Here is a 22,834-nt window from a genome sequence, read left to right as displayed (position 1 = left end):
CGCCCATTTGCAGGTCGACGCGCCAAAAAATGCGCGACCATCGCCAACATATCCGGCAGTTGCGTCAAAGCCCCGCCGGACGGGAGCCGTGGCGCATAGGCAATCTGTCGGGTGGTCGGTATACTCGGGCGCAATTAATGCTTATACAAAGGATTTCGCCATGAAGCGCCTGATTTCCTCCCTGGCCGCGCTCCTCGCTGTTGCGTGCCTGGTCTCTGCCTGCGGTCAAAAAGGTCCGCTGTACCTGCCCGATGGCGAAACGTCCAATGCGCCTGGCAGCGAGACCTCATCGCACTCGCACAAGCATCAGACCTCGACCTACTAGGGATTGACCATGGACGCCTTCAACTACCGCGACGGTGAGCTGTTCGCGGAAGGAGTTGCATTGTCTGCCATTGCCGAGCGTTTCGGCACGCCGACCTATGTCTACTCCCGAGCCCACATCGAGGCCCAGTACCGCGCGTACGCCGACGCATTGAGCGGCATGCCGCACCTGGTCTGCTTCGCGGTCAAGGCCAACTCCAACCTGGGTGTAATCAATGTCCTGGCGCGCCTCGGCGCCGGTTTCGACATTGTGTCCCGTGGCGAGCTGGAGCGTGTTCTGGCCGCAGGCGGTCAGGCGGACAAAATCGTGTTCTCCGGCGTCGGCAAGACCCGTGACGACATGCGCCGCGCACTCGAAGTTGGCGTGCATTGCTTCAACGTCGAATCCACCGACGAGCTCGAACGCCTGCAGATCGTGGCCGCCGAGATGGGCAAACGCGCCCCGGTGTCTCTGCGCGTCAACCCGGACGTCGATGCGGGCACTCACCCGTACATTTCCACCGGCCTGAAAGAAAACAAATTCGGCATCGCCATCGCTGACGCCGAAGACGTTTATATTCGCGCCGCGCAGTTGCCGAATCTGGAAGTGATCGGTGTCGATTGCCACATCGGCTCTCAACTCACCACGCTTTCCCCGTTCGTCGATGCGCTGGATCGCCTGCTGGATCTGGTCGATCGCCTGAGCGATTGCGGTGTTCATCTGCGCCATCTTGATCTGGGCGGTGGTCTGGGCGTGCGTTACCGCGATGAAGAGCCGCCACTGGCAGGCGATTACATCAAGGCCGTGCGTGAACGTATCGAAGGTCGTGACCTGGCGCTGATGTTCGAACCGGGCCGTTTCATCGTCGCCAATGCTGGCGTGCTGCTGACCCGCATCGAATACCTCAAGCACACCGAACACAAAGACTTCGCCATCGTTGATGCCGCGATGAACGACCTGATCCGCCCGGCCCTGTATCAAGCCTGGATGGACGTGAAGGCCGTGCAACCCCGCGACGGCGCTGCGCGCACTTACGACATCGTCGGCCCAATCTGCGAAACCGGCGACTTTCTCGCCAAGGATCGCGAACTGGCGCTGGCCGAAGGCGATCTGCTGACTGTGCACTCCGCAGGCGCCTATGGTTTCGTCATGAGCTCCAACTACAACACGCGCGGCCGTACCGCCGAGGTGTTGGTCGATGGCGATCAGGCGTTCGAAGTGCGTCGTCGTGAAACCGTGACTGAGCTGTATGCCGGCGAAAGCCTGCTGCCGGAGTAATCCCCATGCTGCTGCGTTTTACCAAGATGCATGGCCTGGGCAACGATTTCATGGTGCTGGACCTCGTGAGCCAGCACGCGCACATTCTGCCCAAGCACGCCAAGCAATGGGGCGACCGGCACACCGGCATCGGTTTCGATCAACTGCTGTTGGTTGAAGCGCCGAGCAACCCCGACGTGGACTTTCGCTATCGGATTTTCAACTCCGACGGCTCTGAAGTCGAACAGTGTGGCAATGGCGCCCGCTGCTTTGCCCGCTTCGTGCTGGACAAGCGCCTGACGGCCAAAAAGCAGATCCGCGTCGAGACCAAAGGCGGCATCATCGAGCTGGACATCCGTAACGACGGCCAGATCAGCGTCGACATGGGCGCACCGCGTCTGGTCCCTGCGGACATCCCCTTCGAGGCGCCGCAACAGGCACTCAGTTACACACTGGATGTCGAGGGCGAGAGCGTTGAACTGGCCGCAGTGTCGATGGGCAATCCCCACGCCGTGCTCCGGGTGTACGACATTAACAATGCGCCGGTTCACAGCCTCGGTCCGAAAATCGAGCACCATCCGCGCTTCCCGGCGCGGGTGAACGTGGGCTTCCTCCACGTCGTCGATCGCCAGCGTGCACAATTGCGCGTGTGGGAACGCGGCGCGGGCGAAACCCAGGCGTGTGGCACCGGCGCGTGTGCCGCTGCGGTCGCCGCCATCAGCCAGGGTTGGATGGATTCGCCACTGCTGATCGATCTGCCGGGTGGGCGTCTGTCCATCGAGTGGGCGGGTCCGGGTCATCCGGTCGTGATGACCGGCCCGGCCGTCCGGGTCTACGAAGGCCAAGTACGTCTATGAGTGAGAGTATCCGATGACCGATTTGCCTCAGACTTCAACCGACACGCCCGGCGAACCTGCCGATACCAAAGTGCCTGCCCTTGAAGCCGAGGCCGTTGCGGCCTGGCTGCAACAACATCCGGACTTCTTCGCGGAGCACGACGATTTGCTCACCGCGATGCGCATCCCCCACCAGCGCGGCGACACCGTTTCGCTGGTCGAGCGCCAGCTCAAACTTTTGCGTGAACGCAATATCGAGATGCGCCACCGCCTGTCGCAGCTGATGGACGTCGCGCGCGACAACGACCGTCTGTTCGAGAAGACCCGTCGCCTGATCCTCGTCTTGATGGACGCCACCAGCCTTGAAGAGATTGTCATCGCTGTAGAAGACAGTCTGCGTCAGGAGTTTCAGGTGCCGTTCGTGAGCCTGATTCTGTTCAGCGATAACCCGATGACCGTGGGCCGCTGGGTCAGCAGCGCCGAAGCGCAAAAAGCCATCGGCGGCCTGATTTCTGGCGGCAAGACCGTGTGTGGCGCGTTGCGCGAGCATGAGCTGGAGTTTCTGTTTGGCGCCGAGCAGAGCAAGGAAGTCGGCTCAACCGCCATCGTCGCGCTGAACCATCAGGGCCTGCACGGCGTTCTGGCCATCGGCAGCCGCGATCCGCAGCACTACAAAAGCTCGGTGGGCACGCTGTTTCTCACTTACATCGCCGATGTGCTGAGCCGCCTCCTGCCGCGTTTCACCAACGCCCTGCGCTCGGTCCGCTAGTCATGGAACGGCAGCTGGACGCTTACTGCACGCACCTGCGCAGTGAGCGCCAAGTGTCGGGCCACACGCTGGAAGCCTACCGCCGCGACCTGAGCAAAGTGCTCGGGTTCTGTGAAAAACAACGCATCGAGAGCTGGAAAGCGCTGGACGTACAGTCCATGCGCAGTCTCGTTGCGCGTCTGCATCAGGACGGTCAGTCATCGCGCAGCATTGCTCGGCTGCTGTCGGCGGTGCGCGGCTTCTATCACTACCTCAATCGTGAAGGCTTGTGCGAGCACGACCCGGCCAACGGCCTGTCGCCGCCCAAAGGCGAACGCCGACTGCCCAAAACGCTGGATGCCGACCGCGCCTTGCAGCTGCTGGAAGGCGGCGTTGAGGACGAATTTCTCGCCCGCCGCGACCATGCAATCCTCGAACTGTTTTACTCGTCAGGGCTGCGCCTCTCTGAGCTGACGGGGCTGAATTGCGCCCAGCTCGATCTGGCCGACGGGCTGGTCGAAGTGCTCGGCAAAGGCAGCAAGACCCGCGTTTTGCCCGTGGGCCGCAAGGCTCGGGAAGCGCTGGAGGCATGGCTGAAACAACGCGAGTTCGCCAATCCCAAAGACGATGCTGTGTTCATCAGCCAGCAGGGCCGACGCCTCGGGCCGCGGTCAATTCAGCTGCGGGTCAAGGCGGCAGGTGAGCGCGAGTTGGGGCAGAATCTGCACCCGCACATGCTGCGTCACTCGTTCGCCAGCCACTTGCTGGAGTCCTCTCAAGACCTGCGTGGCGTACAGGAATTGCTCGGCCACGCCGACATCACAACGACTCAGATCTACACCCACCTGGATTTCCAGCACCTGGCGACGGTGTACGACAGCGCCCATCCAAGGGCCAAACGCAAGGATTCTTCCGAATGAGCATCAAGCTGATCACCTTCGACCTGGACGACACCCTGTGGGAAACCGCACCGGCTATCGTGAGCGCGGAGGCCATGTTGCGGGATTGGCTGGCCGAGAACGCCCCTAAATTGGGTCCGGTCCCGGTGGAACACCTGTGGGAAATCCGCTCGCGGCTGGTGGACGCGGACCCAAGCTTCAAGCACCGCATCAGTGCGCTACGTCGTCGCGTACTGTTTCACGCGCTGGAGGATGCCGGTTACGGCCATACCGAAGCCGAAGACCTCGCCGAACAGAGTTTCGAAGTGTTCCTTCAAGGGCGGCACAAGCTGGATATCTTCCCGGAGGTGGTGCCAACGCTGGAGATTCTGACCAAGTCCTACACCTTGGGTGTGGTCACCAACGGCAACGCCGACGTGCGCCGACTGGGCCTGGCCGATTATTTTGCGTTCGCGCTGTGCGCGGAAGACCTGGGCATCGGCAAACCTGATCCTGCGCCATTTCTCGAAGCGCTGAAACGCGGAAAGTCCGAAGCCGCCCATGCCGTGCACGTTGGGGATCACCCCGGCGACGACATCGCTGGCGCCCAGCAGGCCGGCTTGCGCGCCATCTGGTACAACCCGAGTGGCAAGGCGTGGGAGGCCGACAAATTGCCGGATGCGGAGATCAGGAGTTTGACGCAGTTGCCTGGGGTTCTGGCGCGTTGGGGGTGACGCCGACTGCAGGAGCACGTTCCGGCAGCCAAAAAAAAGCCCGCAGCGACAGCGGGCTTTTTTCAGCAGGTATCTGACACCCTTTAGATAGGGCGGCTACCGTACTTGTTGTCAGGCTTCTTGGGCGGATCGGCGACCACGTTGGCCTCCACTTCCTGCACTTTGCCGCCACGGGCGAGGAACTCTTCCATCGCGCGAGCCAGAGCATCACGCTCTTTGTTCTTGGCCTCAACGCTAGGCAGCTCATCGACCGAGACCGCAGCCTTGGCCTTGCCTTTGGTGGGGGTGGCCGCCGCTTCAGGACTGTCGTCTATCTCGGAGCCGTCGTCTTCGGGAGCAGCTGCAAGCTCCTCACCGTCATCCTCGTCTTCCAGACCGTCTTCAACCAGATCGTCGTTGTCGTCGTCGCTCATGTTCTACCTCATGACTTGCGAAAGCAGATTAGTTATAGCCCAGCTGCACATAATTTCTAAGACAGCCAGAAAAAATTCAACCACCGCCAACCCTCAGCGGTCGTACGCCTCGCCCTGAAGGGTTGCGAGGACTTTACGCGCACCGCCTGAATCGCGATGCTCTCCTAAATAAACACCTTGCCAGGTCCCGAGTGCCAACCGTCCATCCGTTACCGGGAGGGTCAGCTGGCAGCCTAGCAAACTGGCTTTGAAGTGCGCGGGCAGGTCGTCGGGTCCTTCGTCGTCGTGTTCAAAACCAGCCTGATCCTGCGGAATGAGCCGGTTGAAAAAACGCTCGAAGTCACGGCGCACCGCCGGGTCGGCATTCTCGTTGATGGTCAACGAGGCCGACGTATGTTGCAGCCACACGTGCAGCAGGCCCACTCGGCATTCACGCAGCCATGGAAGCCCTGCCACGATCTCGTCGGTTACCAGATGGAATCCGCGAGGCCTGGCCCGCAGCGTGATTCTGGTCTGTTGCCACATACCGTTCTCCGCCCTTCGGCGCGCATTCTAACGCGCTGGAAAAAAAAACAAAGCGCGTAATGAGTGACGTTTTTTGTAAGCCGAAAGCCCGGAACTGCAAGCCGTTGCAAACATTGCAAAGCATGCCCTGAAACGGGGCCGGAACAGGCTTCGCGGATCACTCGTCAGCGGTCTTGCCTATCGACAAACGCCAGGCAAAAAAATGCCCGGAAACCCGGGCATTTTTTTTTAGAGTCGTGATTACAGGTTGTAGCCACGCTCGTTGTGTTGCGCGAGGTCGAGGCCGACCGCTTCTTCTTCCTCAGTGACACGCAGACCCATGACAGCGTCCAGCACCTTGAGGATGATGAAGGTCACGATCGCGGTGTAGATGATCGTGAAGCCCACACCTTTGCACTGAATCCAGACTTGTGCAGCGATGTCAGTCACAGTGCCGAAGCCGCCCAGCGAAGGGGCTGCGAAGACACCGGTCAAGATCGCGCCGAGGATACCGCCGATACCGTGAACGCCGAAGGCATCCAGAGAGTCGTCGTAGCCCAGTTTGCGTTTCAGGGTGGTGGCGCAGAAGAAGCAGACCACGCCGGCCGCCAGACCGATGATCAGGCCGCCCATTGGGCCGACAGTACCGGCCGCCGGGGTGATGGCAACCAGACCGGCAACCACGCCCGAGGCGATGCCCAGTGCGCTTGGCTTACCGTGGGTCAGCCACTCGGCGAACATCCAGCCCAGTGCAGCGGCGGCGGTTGCGATCTGAGTGACCAGCATCGCCATACCGGCAGTGCCGTTGGCCGCAGCAGCAGAGCCTGCGTTGAAGCCGAACCAGCCTACCCACAGCATTGCTGCGCCGACCAGGGTGTAACCCAGGTTGTGCGGAGCCATTGGGGTGGTCGGGAAGCCTTTGCGTTTGCCCAGTACCAGGCACGCTACCAGGCCAGCCACACCGGCGTTGATGTGAACAACGGTGCCGCCTGCGAAGTCGAGAACGCCCCAGTCCCACAGCAGACCACCGACGCCACTCCAGACCATGTGCGCGATTGGCGCATAGACCAGGGTGAACCAGATGGCCATGAAGATCAGCATCGCGGAGAACTTCATGCGTTCTGCGAAAGCGCCGACGATCAGAGCCGGGGTGATGATGGCGAAAGTCATCTGGAAGGTGACGAACACGGCTTCAGGAAACAGCGCCGTCGCACCGGTGATGCTGGCAGGTGTGATGCCCGCCAGGAACGCCTTCGACAGACCGCCGACGAAGGAGTTGAAATTGATGACGTTGGCTTCCATTCCCGTGGTGTCGAATGCCAGGCTATAGCCGTAGATGCACCACAGGATGCTGATCAGGCCGGTGATGGCGAAGCACTGCATCATCACGGAAAGCACGTTCTTCTGACGAACCATGCCGCCGTAGAACAGTGCCAGACCGGGGACGGTCATGAACAGCACCAATGCGGTAGACGTCAGCATCCAGGCGGTGTCGCCTGAGTTGAGTACAGGTGCTGCGGGGGCTGCCACTTCGTCTGCCGCCATGGCCAAGCCAGGGGTTACGAGGGACAACAGGGCTCCTAGCCCTGCGAATTGACGCAGAGTCATATTGTTTTCTCCTGGGGCGTTGGGGTTTGGCGGCTTAGATTGCGTCGGTATCGGTTTCGCCGGTACGGATGCGAATAGCCTGTTCCAGATTGACCACGAAGATCTTTCCGTCACCGATCTTGCCGGTGTTGGCCGCTTTGGTTATCGCTTCGATAACGCGGTCCAGATCCTTGTCATCGATCGCAACGTCGATCTTCACCTTGGGAAGGAAGTCGACAACGTATTCCGCACCGCGGTACAGCTCGGTGTGGCCTTTCTGACGTCCGAAGCCTTTGACTTCAGTTACCGTGATGCCCTGCACGCCGATTTCCGACAACGACTCGCGTACGTCGTCCAGCTTGAACGGCTTGATGATGGCAGTGACTAGCTTCATGAAACTTTCTCCCGAATTGGTGGACTTGCCCCAGGAAAACAAACCCGTCTCAAGTCTAAGCGCAGTGTCTGGCTTTGTAACGCGTCGTTGGCGCGAAACAGGTCAACTCCAGAAAACCGCTTCTGACGAAACACTTCCCCGCTCCGCCTGCCGCACTGCATTCGTCACAGCGACTGCATCAGTGCATGGGTCATATGCCACTAAGCAGAAACCTTGCCATCTCGTGAAAACCCGCGAATTACGGCCCCTCAGCTCACTCCACGCGACTTCAGATCGCCATCATCCAATCTCGTCGCACAACAACAGTGCGAACGTGCACGGCCAAATGCTCGAAAAGCGTGCAGCGCCGCCGGTGTGAAATGACTATAGACGCTGCGTGATACACTGCCGCCCCTCTGATTCCGGAAGACGAACATGCTCCCGCCAAAAGCCTTTCTAGATGCCCTGAGCGGCCACGCCTCGCGGTTGTTCAACGGCGAGACCCCACTGCCCCGCAACGAATTCGAGACCCAGTTCAAGGCCCTGCTGCAAAGCGGCTTCAGCAAACTGGATCTGGTCAGCCGGGAAGAATTCGACAGCCAAATGATCGTCCTGGCCCGAACCCGTGCCCGTCTTGAGGCACTGGAAGCGAAGATGGCGGAGATGGAAGCGCAGTTGGCGGGGCAGCCGAAATAGTGAAATCGCCGCATGCCCGTCATTGATCGGGCATGTCATGTGTGCTCAAGCACAGTGCGCGATGCGCTGGACCTGTGCCTTGATGGCCGCTCCTCGTTCGATTTCTGCCTTGCGCAGATCGTAGGTCAGTTGCAGGTTCAGCCAGAACTCCGGGGTGGTTTCAAGGCAAGCGGCAAGGCGCAACGCCACGTCCGCGCTCACGCCTCTTCGCTGCAAAACGATATCGTTGACCGTCGGCGTAGAAACACCCAATGCCCGCGCCAACGCCGCAGCCGTGAGCCCCAGAGGCTCCAGATACTCTTCTTTGAGAATTTCGCCAGGATGTACCGGCCGCATTCCGTTCTTGGTCATGGTTGCCTCAGTGGTAATCGACGATTTCGACGTCTTCCGGCCCATTCGCACCCCAAACGAAACAAATCCGCCATTGGGCGTTGATCCGTATGCTGTGCTGCCCTTTACGGTCGCCGTCCAGAGCCTCAAGCCGATTCCCGGGTGGAGACCTTAGATCTGCTAGCGAAGTAGCCGCATCCAGCATGGTCAGTTTGCGTTCCACGACCGAAAGGATCGAGGACCACACTCGTGTTTTGCCGTGGTAAAAAAGTGATTCAGTATCCCTACATCTGAAACTTGCAATCATTGCTAACGCTTAACGTTATTCATTAACGCGGAATTGTAGACAGCGATCGCTACGAACACAACAACCAAAGCGCCAGAAACACCCCGTCGAACTTACCCCCGCCTTCACCCCACTCCCCTGACTATCCTTCAGCACGCCGCAGGAAGCGGTGCTGCCTTCAAGGATCAGTCATGTCTCTCGCCATTGTTCTCAGCCGCGCTCAAGTCGGGGTCGAAGCCCCTGCGGTGACCGTCGAAACTCATCTGGCCAACGGCCTGCCGGCGTTGACGCTGGTGGGGTTGCCGGAAGGGGCGGTGAGGGAGAGCAAGGATCGGGTACGTTCGGCGATTCTGAATTGTCGGCTGGACTTTCCGGCGCGGCGGATCACGTTGAATCTGGCGCCTGCCGATCTTCCCAAGGATGGCGGGCGTTTCGACCTGGCGATTGCATTGGGCTTGCTGGCGGCAAGTGGGCAGCTACCCACGCTGGCGCTCGATGGCGTGGAATGTCTGGGCGAGTTGGCGTTGTCCGGCGCTATTCGGCCCGTGCAAGGCGTGTTGCCGGCGGCGTTGGCGGCGCGGGAGGCGGGGCATACGCTGATCGTCCCGGCGGTGAACGCTGAAGAGGCGTGTCTGGCGTCAGGTTTGAAGGTGATTGCGGTCAGTCATCTCTTGGAATTGGTGTCTCACCTCAATGGCCACACCCCGATTGCGCCGTACAAATCCAACGGCCTGATTCTGCAAACCCAGCCTTATCCGGATTTGAGCGAGGTTCAGGGCCAGCCCGCTGCCAAACGTGCGTTGCTGGTGGCCGCGGCCGGGGCGCATAACTTGCTGTTCAGTGGTCCACCGGGGACGGGCAAAACCCTGCTGGCGAGTCGTCTTCCGGGGCTGTTGCCGCCGCTGGACGAGCGTGAAGCGCTGGAGGTCGCGGCGATTCAGTCGGTGGCCAGTCATGCGCCCCTCACCAGCTGGCCCCAGCGGCCGTTTCGACAACCCCACCACTCTGCTTCGGGGCCAGCGCTGGTCGGCGGTGGCAGTCGCCCGCAACCTGGCGAAATCACGTTGGCTCACCACGGCGTGCTGTTTCTCGATGAACTGCCCGAGTTTGATCGGCGCGTGCTGGAAGTGCTGCGTGAGCCGCTGGAATCCGGCCATATCGTGATTTCCCGCGCCCGGGATCGGGTGCGCTTTCCGGCACGCTTTCAATTGGTGGCGGCGATGAACCCCTGCCCCTGCGGCTATCACGGCGAGCCGACCGGGCGTTGCCGCTGCTCCACCGATCAAATTCAGCGTTATCGCAACAAGCTGTCCGGGCCGTTGCTGGATCGCATCGATCTGCACCTGACCGTCGCCCGTGAAGCGACATCACTGGCCGCCACCGCTCAAACCGGCGAAAGCAGTGCCAGCGCCGCTCGACTGGTCTCCGAAGCCCGCGAGCGCCAGCAAAAGCGCCAGGGCTGCGCCAATGCCTTTCTCGACCTTCCCGCCTTACGCCAGCACTGCGCCTTGCTGCCAGAAGACGAAGCCTGGCTCGAAACGGCCTGTGAGCGCTTGAGCCTGTCACTTCGTTCGGCCCATCGACTGCTGAAAGTCGCGCGCACGCTGGCGGATCTGGAGCGAGTCGAGGCGATTTCCAGAAGCCACATTGCGGAGGCATTGCAGTATCGGCCTTCCATCAGTTGAGGAACGGCCCACGTAATCTGCCGTTTAGCCCCCCTCATTCAGGCAAACCTTCTGCGCCAACAGGGCAATATGCCGTAACTCATCCTCGAGGAGCGTTCTATGGCCCTACTTTATAAGTCCGACCCCAGCCGTGGCCCGACCTGGAAAGCCCTGTTCGCGGAACACGCGCCTGACATCGAAGTCCGCCTGTGGCCCGACGTGGGCGACCCGAGCGAGATTCGTTATCTGGCGGCGTGGTTGCCGCCGGAAAATCTCGCGGACTTCAGCAACCTGGAAGTCATTTATGCGCTGTCCGCTGGCGTCGATCAGTTCGACCTGAGCGAGCTGCCCGCCCATGTGCCGGTGGTTCGCGTGCTGGACCCTGGCATTGCGCAAGGCATCGTCGAATACGCCAGCCTTGCGGTGCTCAGCCTGCATCGACACGTGCCGCTTTACCTGCGCCAACAACACCAGCATGAATGGACAGCCCACGCGCTGACGCCGGCCAGCGAGCGTCGGATTGGCGTCATGGGCCTGGGCAATCTGGGCACGGCGGTGTTGCAGCACTTGGGTGCCTATGGGTTCAAGCGTTTGGGGTGGGCGCGGTCGGCGCATCACATCGAAGGCGTTGATTGCTATGCGGGCAAAGCGCAACTGACCGCGTTTCTGAGTCAGTGCGACATTCTGCTGTGTCTGCTGCCATTGACCGACGAGACCCGAGGGATACTCAATGCCGACCTGTTCGCGGCGCTGCCCTCTGGCGCCAGCGTGATCAATCTGGGGCGCGGCGCTCAACTGGTCGACGCCGATCTGCTGACGGCTTTGGACAGCGGGCACCTCGATCAAGCGGTCATTGACGTGTTGGAGCAGGAGCCACCTTCCGAAGAGCACCCTTTCTGGGATCACCCCAAGATCTGGCTGACGCCCCATATCGGCGCGATGACCTTCCCGCAATCGGCCTTCGGCGCGTTGCTGGACAACATCCGACGGCATCAGCGAGGCGAGGCGATGACAGGCGTGATCGAACGGCTCAGAGGGTACTGAATCGCGCCCATCGATCATCCAGTCATTTATGCTGTTTGACGGCATGAAAACGGCCAATTCGATCAGTCGCCCAGTCAACTTCAGCGTCCTCCACGCGGCCGTCTGCTTACCCTCTTAGCAGGTTGGCAGCCATTCCGGCGGCCCGTGAGGGAGAGCGACATGACTTCTGCAAACACGCGAAATGACCAACTTCTGGCCCTGCGCGAGCAGCATGTGGCGCGCGGCGTCGCGACGGCACATCCGGTTGTCGTCGCCCGCGCCCAAGGCACCGAGTTATGGGACGTCGATGGCAAGCGCTATCTTGATTTCGTGGGCGGCATCGGGGTGTTGAACACCGGCCATAACCATCCTCGGGTGGTGGAAGCCGTGCGCAAGCAGGTCGGTGAGGTCTCCCACGCGAGCTTTCAGGTGGTGGCGTATGAGAGCTACATCAACGTCTGTGCCCGGTTGAACAAACTGGTCGGCGGCGGCGAGCACTACAAAAGCGTGCTGTTCACCTCCGGCGCGGAAGCGGTGGAGAACGCGATCAAGATTGCACGGGGCTACACCAATCGCCCGGCGATCATTTCGTTTCGCGGCGGCTTTCATGGCCGCACGTTGCTGGGCGTCACGCTGACGGGGATGAGTCAGCCCTACAAGCAGAACTTCGGTCCGTTTCCCGCAGACATTTTCCACACGCCCTACCCTGATGCGTTCCGTGGCATGACCACCGAAAAAGCCTTGCAGGCGCTGGACGAGGTGTTCGCGACTGATGTGGCGCCAGAGCGGGTCGCGGCGATCATCGTCGAGCCGGTACAGGGCGATGGTGGATTTCTCGCGGCACCGGTGGAATTCATGCGAGCCCTCAGAGAACGCTGTACGCGGCATGGCATCGTGCTGATTTGCGATGAGATTCAGGCGGGGTTCGGGCGCACCGGTACGATGTTTGGTTTCCAGCATTCTGGGGTTCAGCCTGATCTGGTGACCACGGCGAAAAGCCTGGCAGGCGGTCTGCCGCTGTCCGGTGTGGTCGGGCGCGCCGAGATCATGGAAGCGCCGACGCCCGGAGGCTTGGGCGGCACCTATGGCGGGAACCCGGTGGCGTGCGCGGCGGCGCTCGCGGTGCTCGATCTGTTCGAACAGGAAGACCTGCTGGCCCAGGGCGAACGCCTCGCGACGCAATTGCGGGCGGGCTTGCTGGACTTGCAGAAAAGCCATCCACGCATTGGGGAGGTACGGGGTCTCGGCTTCATGCTGGCGATTGAAATGGTGGCGGCGGATGCGGCGCAAACCCCGGATGCCGTGCTGGCGCAGAACGTGATCGATCACGCGCGCGAAGCCGGGTTGCTGGTGATCAAGTGTGGCGTGCATCGCAACATCGTGCGTTTCCTGGCGCCGCTGACGACCACGCCTGAACAGATCGACGAAGCCCTTCAGGCACTCAAGCAGGCATTGCTGAAGGCCGGGGCCTGATCTTCCCGTCGCCGGTCCCGGCAAGGCGATAACGATTGCCGGGGCTGGCGAGCTTCTGTTTGCAGGGCATCCCTTCGACACAGTACAACTACGCCAGCGCCGGGGTTCGCGCGGTGCCATTCACTTTTGGTGTTCGAGGTATGTCAGATGCATGCAGGCATGAAGCTGGACCGGATCGACATCAACATTCTGGTTCATCTGCAAAAGGATGCGCGAATGACCAACATTGCTCTCGCCGAGGCGGTGGGACTGTCGCCGAGCCCGTGCCTGCAACGGGTCAAACGTCTGGAGGCGGCGGGTTACATCAGCGGTTATGAAGCGCAGGTGGACATTTCGAAGTTGGTGAACACGGTGACGGTGTTCACCGAGATCACCCTGTCGGATCACAAACGCAGCGATTTCGTGAAGTTCGAGTCGTGCATCCGCAACATCGACGAAGTGCTGGAGTGCCACTTGATCAGCGGCGGTTACGACTACCTCGTGCGCTTCGTCACGGGCAGCATTCAGTACTACCAGGAGTTGATGGAGTCGTTGCTCGACAAGAACATTGGCATCGAGAAGTACTTCAGCTACATCGTGATCAAGTCGCCAGTCATGAGAAATGCATTGCCGTTGCGCAGTCTGCTCAAGCCGGGCTGAGCCATTGAATCGAAGAAATGGCGCATGAAATTCAGAGGCGTCACACGTTATGGGCCCACGAGGCGTATCCCTGTAGGAGCGAATTTATTCGCGATTGGCCGGGACAATCGATACATCTCTATCGCCTGATCCGTTTTTCGCGAATGAATTCGCTCCTTCAGAATTTGCAGGCGCCTCAGGTTATGAGGCCGCCACGCTCTCCCGCAGGAGCCACCCCTTATTTTCGGTGGTGTGCTCACCCCAACCCACCAATGTGCCAAGCCTTCACCTCCAGAAATTCATCGAGGCCGTATTTCGAGCCTTCCCGTCCAATGCCGGATTGCTTCACCCCGCCAAACGGCGCGACTTCCATGGAGATGATCCCTGTGTTCAAGCCCACCATGCCAAATTCCAGCGCTTCGCCGACGCGCCACGAGCGACGCATGTCCTGGGTGAAGTAATACGCCCCGAGGCCAAATGGCGTGGCGTTGGCCATTTCGATCGCTTCGGCCTCATCGGTAAACCGAAACAACGGCGCAACGGGGCCGAACGTTTCCTCGTTGGCCATCAGCATGTCGGGCGTCGCTTCCAGCAGGACGGTCGGCTGCACATACAAACCTTCGCCTTCCGGCATCCCGCCCGCCAGCACCGTCGCGCCTTTTTCCAGCGCATCGCCAATGTGCGACGCCACTTTCGTGACCGCAGCACGGTTAATCAGCGGGCCAATGGTCACGCCCTGCTCCAGCCCGTTGCCGACGATGAGCTTCGCCACCTCGGCCGCCAGCCGCTCGGCAAACCGCTCATAAATGCCGTCTTGCACCAGAATGCGATTGGCGCAGACGCAGGTCTGTCCGGCATTACGAAATTTGCTCTGCATGACCCCGGCAATCGCCAGCTCAAGGTCAGCGTCATCAAAGACGATGAAAGGCGCGTTGCCACCCAACTCCAGGCTCAGGCGTTTGATGCTGCTGGCGCACTGGCTCATCAACAATTGGCCGACGCGGGTGGAGCCGGTGAACGACAGCTTGCGCACCAGCGGATTGCCGGTCAGCTCCGCACCAATCTCCGTCGGCAGTCCGGTGACGACCTGAATGACGCCCTTGGGAAACCCCGCCCGCTCGGCCAGTACCGCCAAGGCCAATGCGGAGTACGGCGTCATCTCGGAGGGTTTGACGATGACCGTACAGCCTGCCGCCAAGGCCGGGGCGCATTTGCGGGTGATCATCGCGTTCGGGAAATTCCACGGTGTGATGGCGGCCGTCACCCCCACTGGCTGCTTGAGCGTGAGAATGCGGCGATCCGCCGTCGGCGCGGGAATGGTGTCGCCGTAAATGCGCCGGGCCTCTTCAGCGAACCATTTGACGAAACTGGCGCCGTAGGCGATCTCGCCCCGAGCTTCTGCCAGCGGCTTGCCCTGCTCCGCCGTCATGATCTGCGCGAGGTCTTCCTGATTCTCCAGAATCAGCTGGTGCCACTTTTCCAGCAGTTTGGCGCGCTCGGCGGGCGTCACGTGGCGCCAGTCTTTCCAGGCCTCGTTCGCACATTCCACGGCACGCCGCGTCTCGTTGACGCCCAACGCGGGGATCAGCCCCAGCTCGTGGCCGGTGGCGGGATTGGTCACACGGAGTGTCACGCCATTGTCCGCTTGAATCCAGTGGCCGCCCACGTAGGCATGATCAGCGAACAGGGAGGGGTCTTTGAGTCGCAGTTTGAGCATGACGAGCGCCTTGTCTGGGAGGGTGAAAAAAGTCTAAAAAAAACCGCGAACGGCGGATGCCGTATCGCGGTTCGGGACCACAGGACCTGCCGAACTGAGCTTGTCACGCAGCACACTGTGCTGTCGGACCCGCCCGCTTCGTCAGCGGAGGCGAATCAACCGGCGTTCTTCGCAGCGGCGACCCAGCCATCGAAAGTGGTCTTGTTTTCGTTCATCCAGTCCTCGGCCATTTTGCGAATCTTGCGGTCGCTGCCGCCGCCGGTGCTGATGGCTTTTTCCCAGGCGGACCACGTCTCGCGGGAGAACGAAATCTGCTCAGCCAGCGCTTTCACAGCCGGGTTAGCCGCGATGAAGGTGTTGTTGGCGACGGCGTTCCAGTTCCAGACCGCCATTGCCATGCGGCATGGGTCGGCATTGCCCGCACAACCAGGAACGCCGGGAATCGACGCGGAGCCGGCATTCGGCACGTTCGGCGGCAGCGCGTCGAACGGGGTCGGCAGCCAGACGACGTCTTTGCCCGGCACCAGGGCATTAGTCATCCACGACGGAATCCACGCGTAGAAGAACACCGGCTCGCCGCGTTTCTCGCGGGCGACGACTTCGAACATCAGCGCTTCATATTTGCCACGCACGGAGGTGATGGTGTCTTTGAGGCCGAATTTATCGAGCTGGTATTCGACCACATCACCGCAGCTCCAGCCCGGATCGCAGTTGATCAGCTCAGCCTTGCCGTTCTTGCCGAAGAGCCCCGCGATTTTCGGGTCCTTCAACTGTTCCAGCGAAGTGATGTTGTATTTGTCGGCGGTCTTCTTGTCGATCAGGTAGCCGTTGTAGCCGCCACCCTGAATCGAGCCTTTGCCCACCATTTGCGCCTTGTCCTTGACCTTGTCGAAGCCCGGCTGACGCTGTGGGAAGTTCAGGTCCATGGCGATGTCCAGATCGCCCTGGGCCGCAGCCTGGAAGAACAGCGTCGAGTTGACGGTGCTCACTTTAACGTCGTAGCCCAGCTGTTTGAGGGCTTCGGCGGTGATGGTGGTCAACACGTAGTTGCCGCCCATGCTGTCGGATTGCGCCAGACGGACCGTCTTGCCTTTGCCAGGCTCGTCGGCCGCCACGGCAAGGACCGAGGCGCTGACAAGGACTGCGGCGGTCATCGTTGCAAGCAAGCGCTTTAGCATCTGTTTCATGGTTTCCCCTTGGCGTGTCCGTTTCTTCAGTGATGGCAGTTGCTTCTTGCAGCCTAAGCACGGCGATGAAGATCAGGCACGCATTGTTGTTTTAGTGGTTTCACGAATCGGTGCAGTGATCGGTACAACGTTGGGTGAACGGTTTTTCGGTGAGTGCGGACCTCGGATGAATCAGGCGTTGACCCGGTTCGGGCTGACCAGCCGTTTGAACAGTGATTGGCGCTTGCCGCGTTTGACTGGCAGCGCGAGTTTCTGCGTGATGCGGTCGAGCATCATGGCCAGCAGCACGATGGCGATACCGCCCACGGCGGCGCGCCCTACGTCCAGTCGACCCAAACCCTGCAACACCACCAGCCCCAGCCCTTCGGCGCCGATCATTGCCACCACGACCGACATCACCATGGCCGTGAGAACCGTCTGGTTGAGGCCGCCGAGCATGGTCGGAATGGCCATCGGCAACTGGATTTCCCAGAGCAACTGACGCTTGTCCGCACCGAACGCGAGGCCCGCCTCGACGATTTCCTGATCAACCATGCGAATGCCCAGGTACGTGAAGCGGATCAGCGGTGGCGCAGCCGCGATGACCACGGCCACTTCACCGGACACCGTGCCGACGCCGAACAGCATCACCACCGGCACCAGGTAAACGAAGGTGGGCGTGGTCTGCATGATGTCGAGAATCGGCCGGACGACGCTCCAGACCTTCTCGCTGCGGGCGCAGAGAATGCCCATCGGGATGCCGATGATCATGCACATGACAATCGCTGTGGTGATCAGCGACAGCGTGGTCATGGCTTCGTCCCAGACGCCCAGCGCGGCAATGGCGATCAGCGACGCCGCACTGAAAAAGGCAATGCCCAGGCTCGCGGCGCGGTACGCCACCAAAAACATCAGCACCACCATCACCGGGAACGGAACGGCGTGTAGCAGGTAGTCGTTGAACGCCAGCAGGTTTTCGATCGGCCAGCGAATCGCCAGGAAGATGGGCCGGAAGTGGATTCCGAGCCACTGCACGCCATCCGACACCCATTCATCGACGGGGAAAACGGCCAGGTCTTGTGCCTCAAGCATGGTGTGCACCTTCTTGTGTGAGGTTTCGTGGAGAGGCAACGGTGCCGATGCATTCCAGAATGTTTTCCGGCTCCAGCGTGCCGATGAAGGCACCGCTTTCATCGACGACCGCGACCGGTTGATCGGCCTTCATCATCCGCGAGATCTCCACCAGCTTGGTGTTGGCCGAGACCGTGACGAAATTGGTCGACACCAGATTGCTCGCCGGGCTGCCCGCGCGGACCTTGAGCAGCGATTGCGCGTCCAGCACGCCGAGGACTTTGTTGCCCGGTGTCAGCACGAAGGCATCCTTGCGGAACGCTTGCTGATTACCCACCACACGGCCCAGCGCGTCATCCAGGAAGGTCGAGGCCGGTTGCATCACCGAGCGCGCATCGAACAGCCGCGAGCGATCAACTTCACGGGTGAAACCGCAGACGTACTCGCTGCCCGGCTCCATGACGATGGATTGCGGCGTGCCCTCGCGCACCACCTGCCCGTCGGCCATGATCGCGATGCGCGTGCCGAGCTTGAGCGCTTCCTGAAAGTCGTGGGTGATGAACAGAATGGTCTTCTTCAAGCTGCGTTGCAGGCGCAACAATTCGTCCTGCATTTCACAGCGGATCAGCGGGTCGAGTGCGCTGAAGGCCTCGTCCATGATCAACACGTCGGCGTCCGTGGTCAGCGCCCGCGCCAGCCCGACCCGCTGGCGCATGCCGCCGGACAGCTCATGCGGGTAGTGATAGGCCCACTTCGACAGCCCTACCACTGACAATACTTCCTCGGCCCGCTGACGGCGCTGGGCGGGCGCAATGCCACGCAGCTTCAAGCCGAACTCGGTGTTCTCGATGATGGATTTGTTGGGCAACAGCGCGAAATGCTGGAAGACCATGGAAATGCGCGTACGGCGCACCTCTCGCAGGTCCTTTTCATTCAGGCCGACGATGTCTTGCCCGTCCAGCAGGATCTTGCCCGCTGTCGGCTCGTTCAAGCGATTGATGCAACGGGCGAGCGTGGATTTCCCCGAGCCGGACAGCCCCATGATCATGTAGATCGCGCCACTGGGGACCGACAGCGAGACGTTGTTCAGGCCGACGACCGTGCTGGTCTCCGCCAGAATCCGGTCCTTGCTCGCCCCTTGCGCCAAGAGCTGCATGGCTCTTTGCGGGGTGGAGGAAAAGACCTTGTACAGGTTCTCAATCTTCAGACGTTCACTCACCCGTGCCTCCATTTTTTCCAAGATGCGGAAATTCAAACCGTAATCTGTTGGCGATGGCAGTTGCTGGCATTCGCGCCGGAGCCGTTAATCTGGCTTCCAGGCGCTGCCTTATCGATCGGTGAGCAAGCACGCATCAGCAAACAGGCTCAGTGGCGCGGCCTCGTGACCACGCTCGTTTTTTGTTCATTGCAGCGGTGAAAAGTCAGTGGGTAACAAGATACGATTTTCCGAGCTCTCGATCAGCGCCGTGAGTCTGGGAATGAATACCTGCCATCGCGGATCCTGCGCCAGCAACTGTCGGCGCCTGACCCGTTCCTCGAAACTGTCATAGGCCCACATGTGCACCACATGGCTGAGCGGGCCGATTTCGCTGACGAAGTAGCCGATCAGGCGGCCCAGAATCGGCTGCTGAATCGCCAAGCCTTCTTCGCGGACCAACGCCAGGTAGTTGCTCATCTGCCCCGAGCGGATTCGGTAAATGCGCTCTTCAAGAATCATGATTGCGCCTCGGGTTCAGTCGCGGTTTCCAGCAGAAAGCCTTGCATCATTGAGGCCACCAACTCGGGAGCCTCGGTCAGGATCGAATGCCGCAGCCCCGGCAGAATCCGCAACTGCGAACCGGTTATGCGCTCGTGCATGAAAGCCGCCATGCGCGGATTGGAACCGGCGTCGTCAGCGCCTGTGGCAATCAACGTCGGGCACTGAATCTGATCGAGTGCGTCGCCAAAATCAGTCTCGGCCAGAATTCGATATGCCGCCGCGTAACATTCGGGGTCGTTCTGGGCGTTGCGCTCGCGCAGTTGCGCGACCAACTGCGGGTTCTTCATTTGGAAATCTTCGGTGAGCCAGCGCGAAAGCGAAGCGTCGTAGTGCGAGCCCGGCTCACCTGCTTGCAAAGCTGCCAAACGCGCCATGACCCTTTCACGCTCTTGCGCGTTGCGCCCCGCGACCGTGGACAGCAGCACCAGCCGACGCACGCGCTCGGGGTGGGTTAGGGCCAGCCGCTGAGCAATGAGGCCACCCAGTGAAAACCCCGCCAGATGAAAGCGCGAGAACCCGATGGCGTCGGCCAGTGCCAGCGCCTCATCGACCATCTCGTCGATGTCATAGCGACCCTTGAGTCGGGTGGAATTCCCGTGGCCGCGCAAGTCGAAAGTCAGAATCGTGAAACGCTCCTTCAGTCGCTCCACCACGCCTTCCCACGCCAGCAGGCTGGAGCCGACGCCGTGAATGCACACCAGCCGCTCGGCGCCCTCGCCGTCCACGCGGTAATTCAGGCTGACGCGTCCCACGGTCAGTTGCCGATCCTGAGCCACGGCGTTCATTGATTCACGGCCCGCTGGCGAGTGCGTTCACGCTCGGCGAAGAACGGCATGACTTCATCGATGAACAGCCGAAGCGTCTGCTTCTGCAGTTCAAACGGCAGGTTGAAGCTCAGGCCCAGGCAGTACTGATCCACCCCGGCGGCCTCGTAATCCAGTAGCTTCTCGATCACTTCCTCGGGGGTGCCAAACATCAGGTTGCGGCGGATGTTTTCCGGATTGTAGTTCTCTTTGCCTTTCACACTTTCGAATGGCACCGCTTCAGGGAAACCGTCGTGAACCGAGCCGATGTTCTGCATCAGATTCTCGAACGTGCGACCAAAATCCATGCTGTGGCGCACCGGAATTTCCCAGTCGTCCTGACGGGCATACACGCATGTGCGGCGTTGCATCATAAAGCGGGGACGCGGCACTTCCGGGTGATCGGCCACGGCCTTTTCGAACTTGTCGCTCAGCACCTTGATCTCGGCAGCGGGCAGAGAAAGCGGCGTAGAGAGAATGTTCGCACCGATGCTCAAGGCCCAGTCGAAGGTGCCGGGATCACGGGCCGCGACCCAGATCGGCGGGGCTTTCTGCAAAGGTTTTGGCACAGCAGCGGTCAGCGGGAAATTCCAGTAATGGCCCTCGTGTGCGTAATCGCCCTGCCAGAGCTTTTGCACGGCAGGCACCAGCTCCTTCATGTACGCCACGCCTTCCTGCTGGACGACGCCGGGGTTCATGCGGTCGAACTCATACTGATACGAGCCACGGGCGATGCCGAATTCGAGCCGCCCGTTGGTAAGGTGGTCGCACAGCGCCGCTTCGGCCGCGAGACGAATCGGGTTCCAGTAGGCGGCCGCAATCGTCGCGGTGCCCAGCCGAATGCGTTGGGTGTGTTGGCCCAGCCACACGAGCGTCTGAAACGGGTTGGGCGCGATGGTGCATTCGAGCGTGTGGTGCTCGGACGTCCACAGCGTTTCAAAACCGCCTTCATCGGCCATGCGCGCCAGTTCCAGCACGTTGGCGATAACGGTGTGCATGGGCACGTTCGGCGACGCGCGTTCCATGCTGATCGAGACAGCGAATTTCATGCGTATTCCCCCTGGGCAGACGCGTGGAATAAATCAGCGCAGACGGATCACGAACGGATCCTGCATCGCGCCTGAGTAATCGATGACGATGTTTTTGGCACGGGAGAATTCGCGCATGACGTCAAACCCACCGCGCCGCCCGTAGCCGCTGTCCTTGAACCCGCCGTTGGCCGACATGTAGGCGGCCGAGCGGTAGGTATTGATCCACACGGTCCCGGCATCGATGCGGCTGGCGAAGCGCATGGCGCGATCAATGTTCTGAGTCCAGACCCCTGAAGCCAGGCCGTAGGCGCTGTCGTTGGCCAAGGTGATCATTTCTTCTTCGGAGTTGAACGGCACCACGCCCACCACAGGCCCGAACAGCTCATCGCGCATGAACGTCATGTCGTTGGTGGCGTTGGCCATGACCGTCGGTTCGAAGTACCAGCCTTGGGACAGGTTCGAAGTGTCGGGGCGCTTGCCACCGATGGCCACCCGTGCCCCCTGACTGGAGCCGGAGGCGATGTAGTGCTGGAGCTTTTGCAATTGGGCTTGCAGGGCCAGCGGGCCGATGTCGGTGTTGTCTTCCATCGGATGGCCAACGGTGATGCGCTGCGTACGGGCGACCAGCGCTTCGACGAACTGGTCGTAAATGCTGGCCTCGACGAAGCAGCGCGACCCGGCCACGCAGGTCTGTCCGGCGGCGGCGAAGACACCCGAGACGACGCCGTTCACGGCTTTCTCGATGTCCACGTCGGCGAACACCACGTGCGGGGATTTGCCGCCCAGTTCCATCTGGCACGGCGCGAGGTTGTTCGCCGCGTTGCCTGCAATGCGTCGACCGGTGTCAGTGCTGCCGGTGAACACGTATTTATCGATGTCCTTGTGGCGGGTCAGTGCTTCGCCAGTGATGGCACCGTTGCCGCTGACCACGTTGACCACGCCCGCCGGGAAACCGGCTTCCATGATCAGCTCCGCGAGCGCCAGCGTTGACGCCGTGGCGTGTTCGGAAGGCTTGATGACGACCGTGTTGCCGATGGCCAGGCTGGGCGCCAGGGTGCCGGTCAGCAGCATGAGCGGGGAGTTCCAAGGAGTGATCATGCCGATCACACCCAACGGTTCACGAATGTTGAAATTGAGCTGGTCGAGCTTGTTGACGGGAATGGTGTCGCCTTGCAGCTTGTCCGCCATGCCGGCGAAATAGGTGTACGCGTCAGGCAGGGCCCGCATCTGGGCACGCATTTCGCGCAGCAGCTTGCCGTTGTCGCGGGTTTCGAGCAGGGCCAGTTCCTCGGCGTTTTCCAGCACCAACTCGGCCAGACGACGCACCAGCTTGCCGCGATCAGTCTGGGTCATGCGCCGCCAGGCCGGATTGACGAACGCTCGACGGGCCGCCTGAACGGCGCGATCCACGTCATCCGCATCCGCTTCGGCAAACTGGTACCACGCCTGCCCGGTGGTGGGGTCGAAGCTATCGACATAGCGTCCCTTGCTGGGCGCCACGTACTGCCCGTCAATGAACAGGTCCAGGCGATTGCCTTCCAGTGAATTAACCGTCGTTTTCAT

General features: G+C 60.9%; 25 protein-coding genes. 11 read left to right on the top strand and 14 right to left on the bottom strand.

The window, feature by feature from the left end:
- Positions 1-160: 160 nt before the first annotated feature.
- The 6 genes from ACIQAL_RS12390 to ACIQAL_RS12365 are packed head-to-tail and all read left to right on the top strand — an operon-like array spanning position 161 to position 4,757.
- Positions 161-325 (top strand): lipoprotein, encoded by a 165-nt coding sequence (locus ACIQAL_RS12390; protein ID WP_166594091.1) that lies wholly within the window; start codon positions 161-163, stop codon positions 323-325.
- Positions 326-334: 9 nt separating this feature from the next.
- The gene (lysA, locus tag ACIQAL_RS12385; protein WP_401145637.1) at positions 335-1,582 is read left to right on the top strand and encodes a diaminopimelate decarboxylase; all 1,248 of its coding nucleotides are present in this window, start codon (positions 335-337) and stop codon (positions 1,580-1,582) included.
- 5 nt (positions 1,583-1,587) lie between these two features.
- Positions 1,588-2,418, top strand: coding sequence for a diaminopimelate epimerase (dapF, locus tag ACIQAL_RS12380; protein WP_401145634.1), 831 nt, complete (start codon positions 1,588-1,590; stop codon positions 2,416-2,418).
- Between the two features lie 13 nt (positions 2,419-2,431).
- Positions 2,432-3,166 carry a DUF484 family protein gene (locus ACIQAL_RS12375; RefSeq protein ID WP_401145631.1) on the top strand — a complete coding sequence of 245 codons (735 nt, stop codon included), beginning with the start codon at positions 2,432-2,434 and terminating at the stop codon, positions 3,164-3,166.
- A 2-nt stretch (positions 3,167-3,168) separates the two neighbouring features.
- Positions 3,169-4,065 (top strand): tyrosine recombinase XerC, encoded by an 897-nt coding sequence (gene xerC / locus ACIQAL_RS12370; protein WP_401145628.1) that lies wholly within the window; start codon positions 3,169-3,171, stop codon positions 4,063-4,065.
- Positions 4,062-4,757, top strand: coding sequence for an HAD family hydrolase (locus ACIQAL_RS12365; protein ID WP_401145625.1), 696 nt, complete (start codon positions 4,062-4,064; stop codon positions 4,755-4,757). Before xerC ends, ACIQAL_RS12365 begins: the two co-directional genes overlap by 4 nt.
- An 83-nt stretch (positions 4,758-4,840) precedes the next feature.
- Here ACIQAL_RS12365 and sutA read toward each other — a convergent pair whose 3' ends face one another.
- The 4 genes from sutA to glnK form a co-directional block, all read right to left on the bottom strand.
- Entirely contained in the window at positions 4,841-5,170 is a 330-nt protein-coding gene (gene sutA, locus ACIQAL_RS12360; RefSeq protein WP_166594085.1) for a transcriptional regulator SutA, read from the bottom strand.
- A gap of 93 nt (positions 5,171-5,263) precedes the next feature.
- Entirely contained in the window at positions 5,264-5,695 is a 432-nt protein-coding gene (locus ACIQAL_RS12355; protein WP_401145621.1) for a secondary thiamine-phosphate synthase enzyme YjbQ, read from the bottom strand.
- A gap of 240 nt (positions 5,696-5,935) precedes the next feature.
- Positions 5,936-7,282 carry an ammonium transporter gene (locus ACIQAL_RS12350; RefSeq protein WP_166594083.1) on the bottom strand — a complete coding sequence of 449 codons (1,347 nt, stop codon included), beginning with the start codon at positions 7,280-7,282 and terminating at the stop codon, positions 5,936-5,938.
- A gap of 34 nt (positions 7,283-7,316) precedes the next feature.
- A complete protein-coding gene (glnK, locus tag ACIQAL_RS12345; RefSeq protein WP_002555808.1) occupies positions 7,317-7,655 on the bottom strand; it encodes a P-II family nitrogen regulator in 339 nt (112 codons plus the stop codon).
- A 414-nt stretch (positions 7,656-8,069) separates the two neighbouring features.
- Between glnK and ACIQAL_RS12340 the strand changes: the two genes are divergently transcribed.
- The gene (locus tag ACIQAL_RS12340) at positions 8,070-8,330 is read left to right on the top strand and encodes an accessory factor UbiK family protein (protein ID WP_401145619.1); all 261 of its coding nucleotides are present in this window, start codon (positions 8,070-8,072) and stop codon (positions 8,328-8,330) included.
- 45 nt (positions 8,331-8,375) lie between these two features.
- Here ACIQAL_RS12340 and ACIQAL_RS12335 read toward each other — a convergent pair whose 3' ends face one another.
- Both ACIQAL_RS12335 and ACIQAL_RS12330 read right to left on the bottom strand, forming a co-directional pair.
- A complete protein-coding gene (locus tag ACIQAL_RS12335; protein ID WP_341960855.1) occupies positions 8,376-8,681 on the bottom strand; it encodes a HigA family addiction module antitoxin in 306 nt (101 codons plus the stop codon).
- 7 nt (positions 8,682-8,688) lie between these two features.
- Complete coding sequence (locus tag ACIQAL_RS12330; protein WP_341960856.1) at positions 8,689-8,967, bottom strand: type II toxin-antitoxin system RelE/ParE family toxin; 279 nt, start codon at positions 8,965-8,967, stop codon at positions 8,689-8,691.
- 170 nt (positions 8,968-9,137) lie between these two features.
- Here ACIQAL_RS12330 and ACIQAL_RS12325 point away from each other — a divergent pair, with 170 nt between their 5' ends.
- From ACIQAL_RS12325 to ACIQAL_RS12310, 4 genes are all read left to right on the top strand, one after another.
- Complete coding sequence (locus tag ACIQAL_RS12325; RefSeq protein WP_401145614.1) at positions 9,138-10,631, top strand: YifB family Mg chelatase-like AAA ATPase; 1,494 nt, start codon at positions 9,138-9,140, stop codon at positions 10,629-10,631.
- Positions 10,632-10,730: 99 nt separating this feature from the next.
- Positions 10,731-11,654 (top strand): 2-hydroxyacid dehydrogenase, encoded by a 924-nt coding sequence (locus ACIQAL_RS12320; protein ID WP_401145611.1) that lies wholly within the window; start codon positions 10,731-10,733, stop codon positions 11,652-11,654.
- Between the two features lie 159 nt (positions 11,655-11,813).
- Positions 11,814-13,106 carry a 4-aminobutyrate--2-oxoglutarate transaminase gene (gabT, locus tag ACIQAL_RS12315; RefSeq protein ID WP_401145608.1) on the top strand — a complete coding sequence of 431 codons (1,293 nt, stop codon included), beginning with the start codon at positions 11,814-11,816 and terminating at the stop codon, positions 13,104-13,106.
- Positions 13,107-13,253: 147 nt separating this feature from the next.
- Positions 13,254-13,745 carry an Lrp/AsnC family transcriptional regulator gene (locus ACIQAL_RS12310; protein ID WP_401145605.1) on the top strand — a complete coding sequence of 164 codons (492 nt, stop codon included), beginning with the start codon at positions 13,254-13,256 and terminating at the stop codon, positions 13,743-13,745.
- 235 nt (positions 13,746-13,980) lie between these two features.
- On the opposite strand, the gene ACIQAL_RS12305 is transcribed toward ACIQAL_RS12310, so the two are convergent.
- From ACIQAL_RS12305 to ACIQAL_RS12270, 8 genes are all read right to left on the bottom strand, one after another.
- Positions 13,981-15,441: an NAD-dependent succinate-semialdehyde dehydrogenase gene (locus tag ACIQAL_RS12305; protein WP_401145602.1), complete on the bottom strand. Its 1,461-nt coding sequence runs from the start codon at positions 15,439-15,441 to the stop codon at positions 13,981-13,983.
- Between the two features lie 155 nt (positions 15,442-15,596).
- Positions 15,597-16,628: a glycine betaine/L-proline ABC transporter substrate-binding protein ProX gene (gene proX, locus ACIQAL_RS12300; RefSeq protein WP_401145599.1), complete on the bottom strand. Its 1,032-nt coding sequence runs from the start codon at positions 16,626-16,628 to the stop codon at positions 15,597-15,599.
- Between the two features lie 171 nt (positions 16,629-16,799).
- Positions 16,800-17,699 (bottom strand): proline/glycine betaine ABC transporter permease, encoded by a 900-nt coding sequence (locus tag ACIQAL_RS12295; protein ID WP_341960869.1) that lies wholly within the window; start codon positions 17,697-17,699, stop codon positions 16,800-16,802.
- Positions 17,692-18,897 carry a glycine betaine/L-proline ABC transporter ATP-binding protein gene (locus ACIQAL_RS12290; RefSeq protein ID WP_401145595.1) on the bottom strand — a complete coding sequence of 402 codons (1,206 nt, stop codon included), beginning with the start codon at positions 18,895-18,897 and terminating at the stop codon, positions 17,692-17,694. Before ACIQAL_RS12290 ends, ACIQAL_RS12295 begins: the two co-directional genes overlap by 8 nt.
- A 183-nt stretch (positions 18,898-19,080) precedes the next feature.
- Positions 19,081-19,395, bottom strand: coding sequence for an NIPSNAP family protein (locus tag ACIQAL_RS12285; protein WP_166594074.1), 315 nt, complete (start codon positions 19,393-19,395; stop codon positions 19,081-19,083).
- Positions 19,392-20,222, bottom strand: coding sequence for an alpha/beta fold hydrolase (locus ACIQAL_RS12280; protein WP_401145592.1), 831 nt, complete (start codon positions 20,220-20,222; stop codon positions 19,392-19,394). The genes ACIQAL_RS12285 and ACIQAL_RS12280 overlap by 4 nt, the downstream gene beginning before the upstream one ends.
- Positions 20,219-21,289, bottom strand: a complete 1,071-nt coding sequence (locus ACIQAL_RS12275; protein WP_166594073.1) for an LLM class flavin-dependent oxidoreductase — start codon at positions 21,287-21,289, stop codon at positions 20,219-20,221. The genes ACIQAL_RS12280 and ACIQAL_RS12275 overlap by 4 nt, the downstream gene beginning before the upstream one ends.
- Positions 21,290-21,322: 33 nt before the next feature.
- Complete coding sequence (locus ACIQAL_RS12270; RefSeq protein WP_401145590.1) at positions 21,323-22,834, bottom strand: aldehyde dehydrogenase; 1,512 nt, start codon at positions 22,832-22,834, stop codon at positions 21,323-21,325.

This window comes from Pseudomonas sp. NPDC088368 (genome assembly GCF_044753445.1).
GTDB classification, from domain to species: domain Bacteria; phylum Pseudomonadota; class Gammaproteobacteria; order Pseudomonadales; family Pseudomonadaceae; genus Aquipseudomonas; species Aquipseudomonas bambusae.
This window is presented reverse-complemented; position numbering and strand designations above follow the sequence as displayed.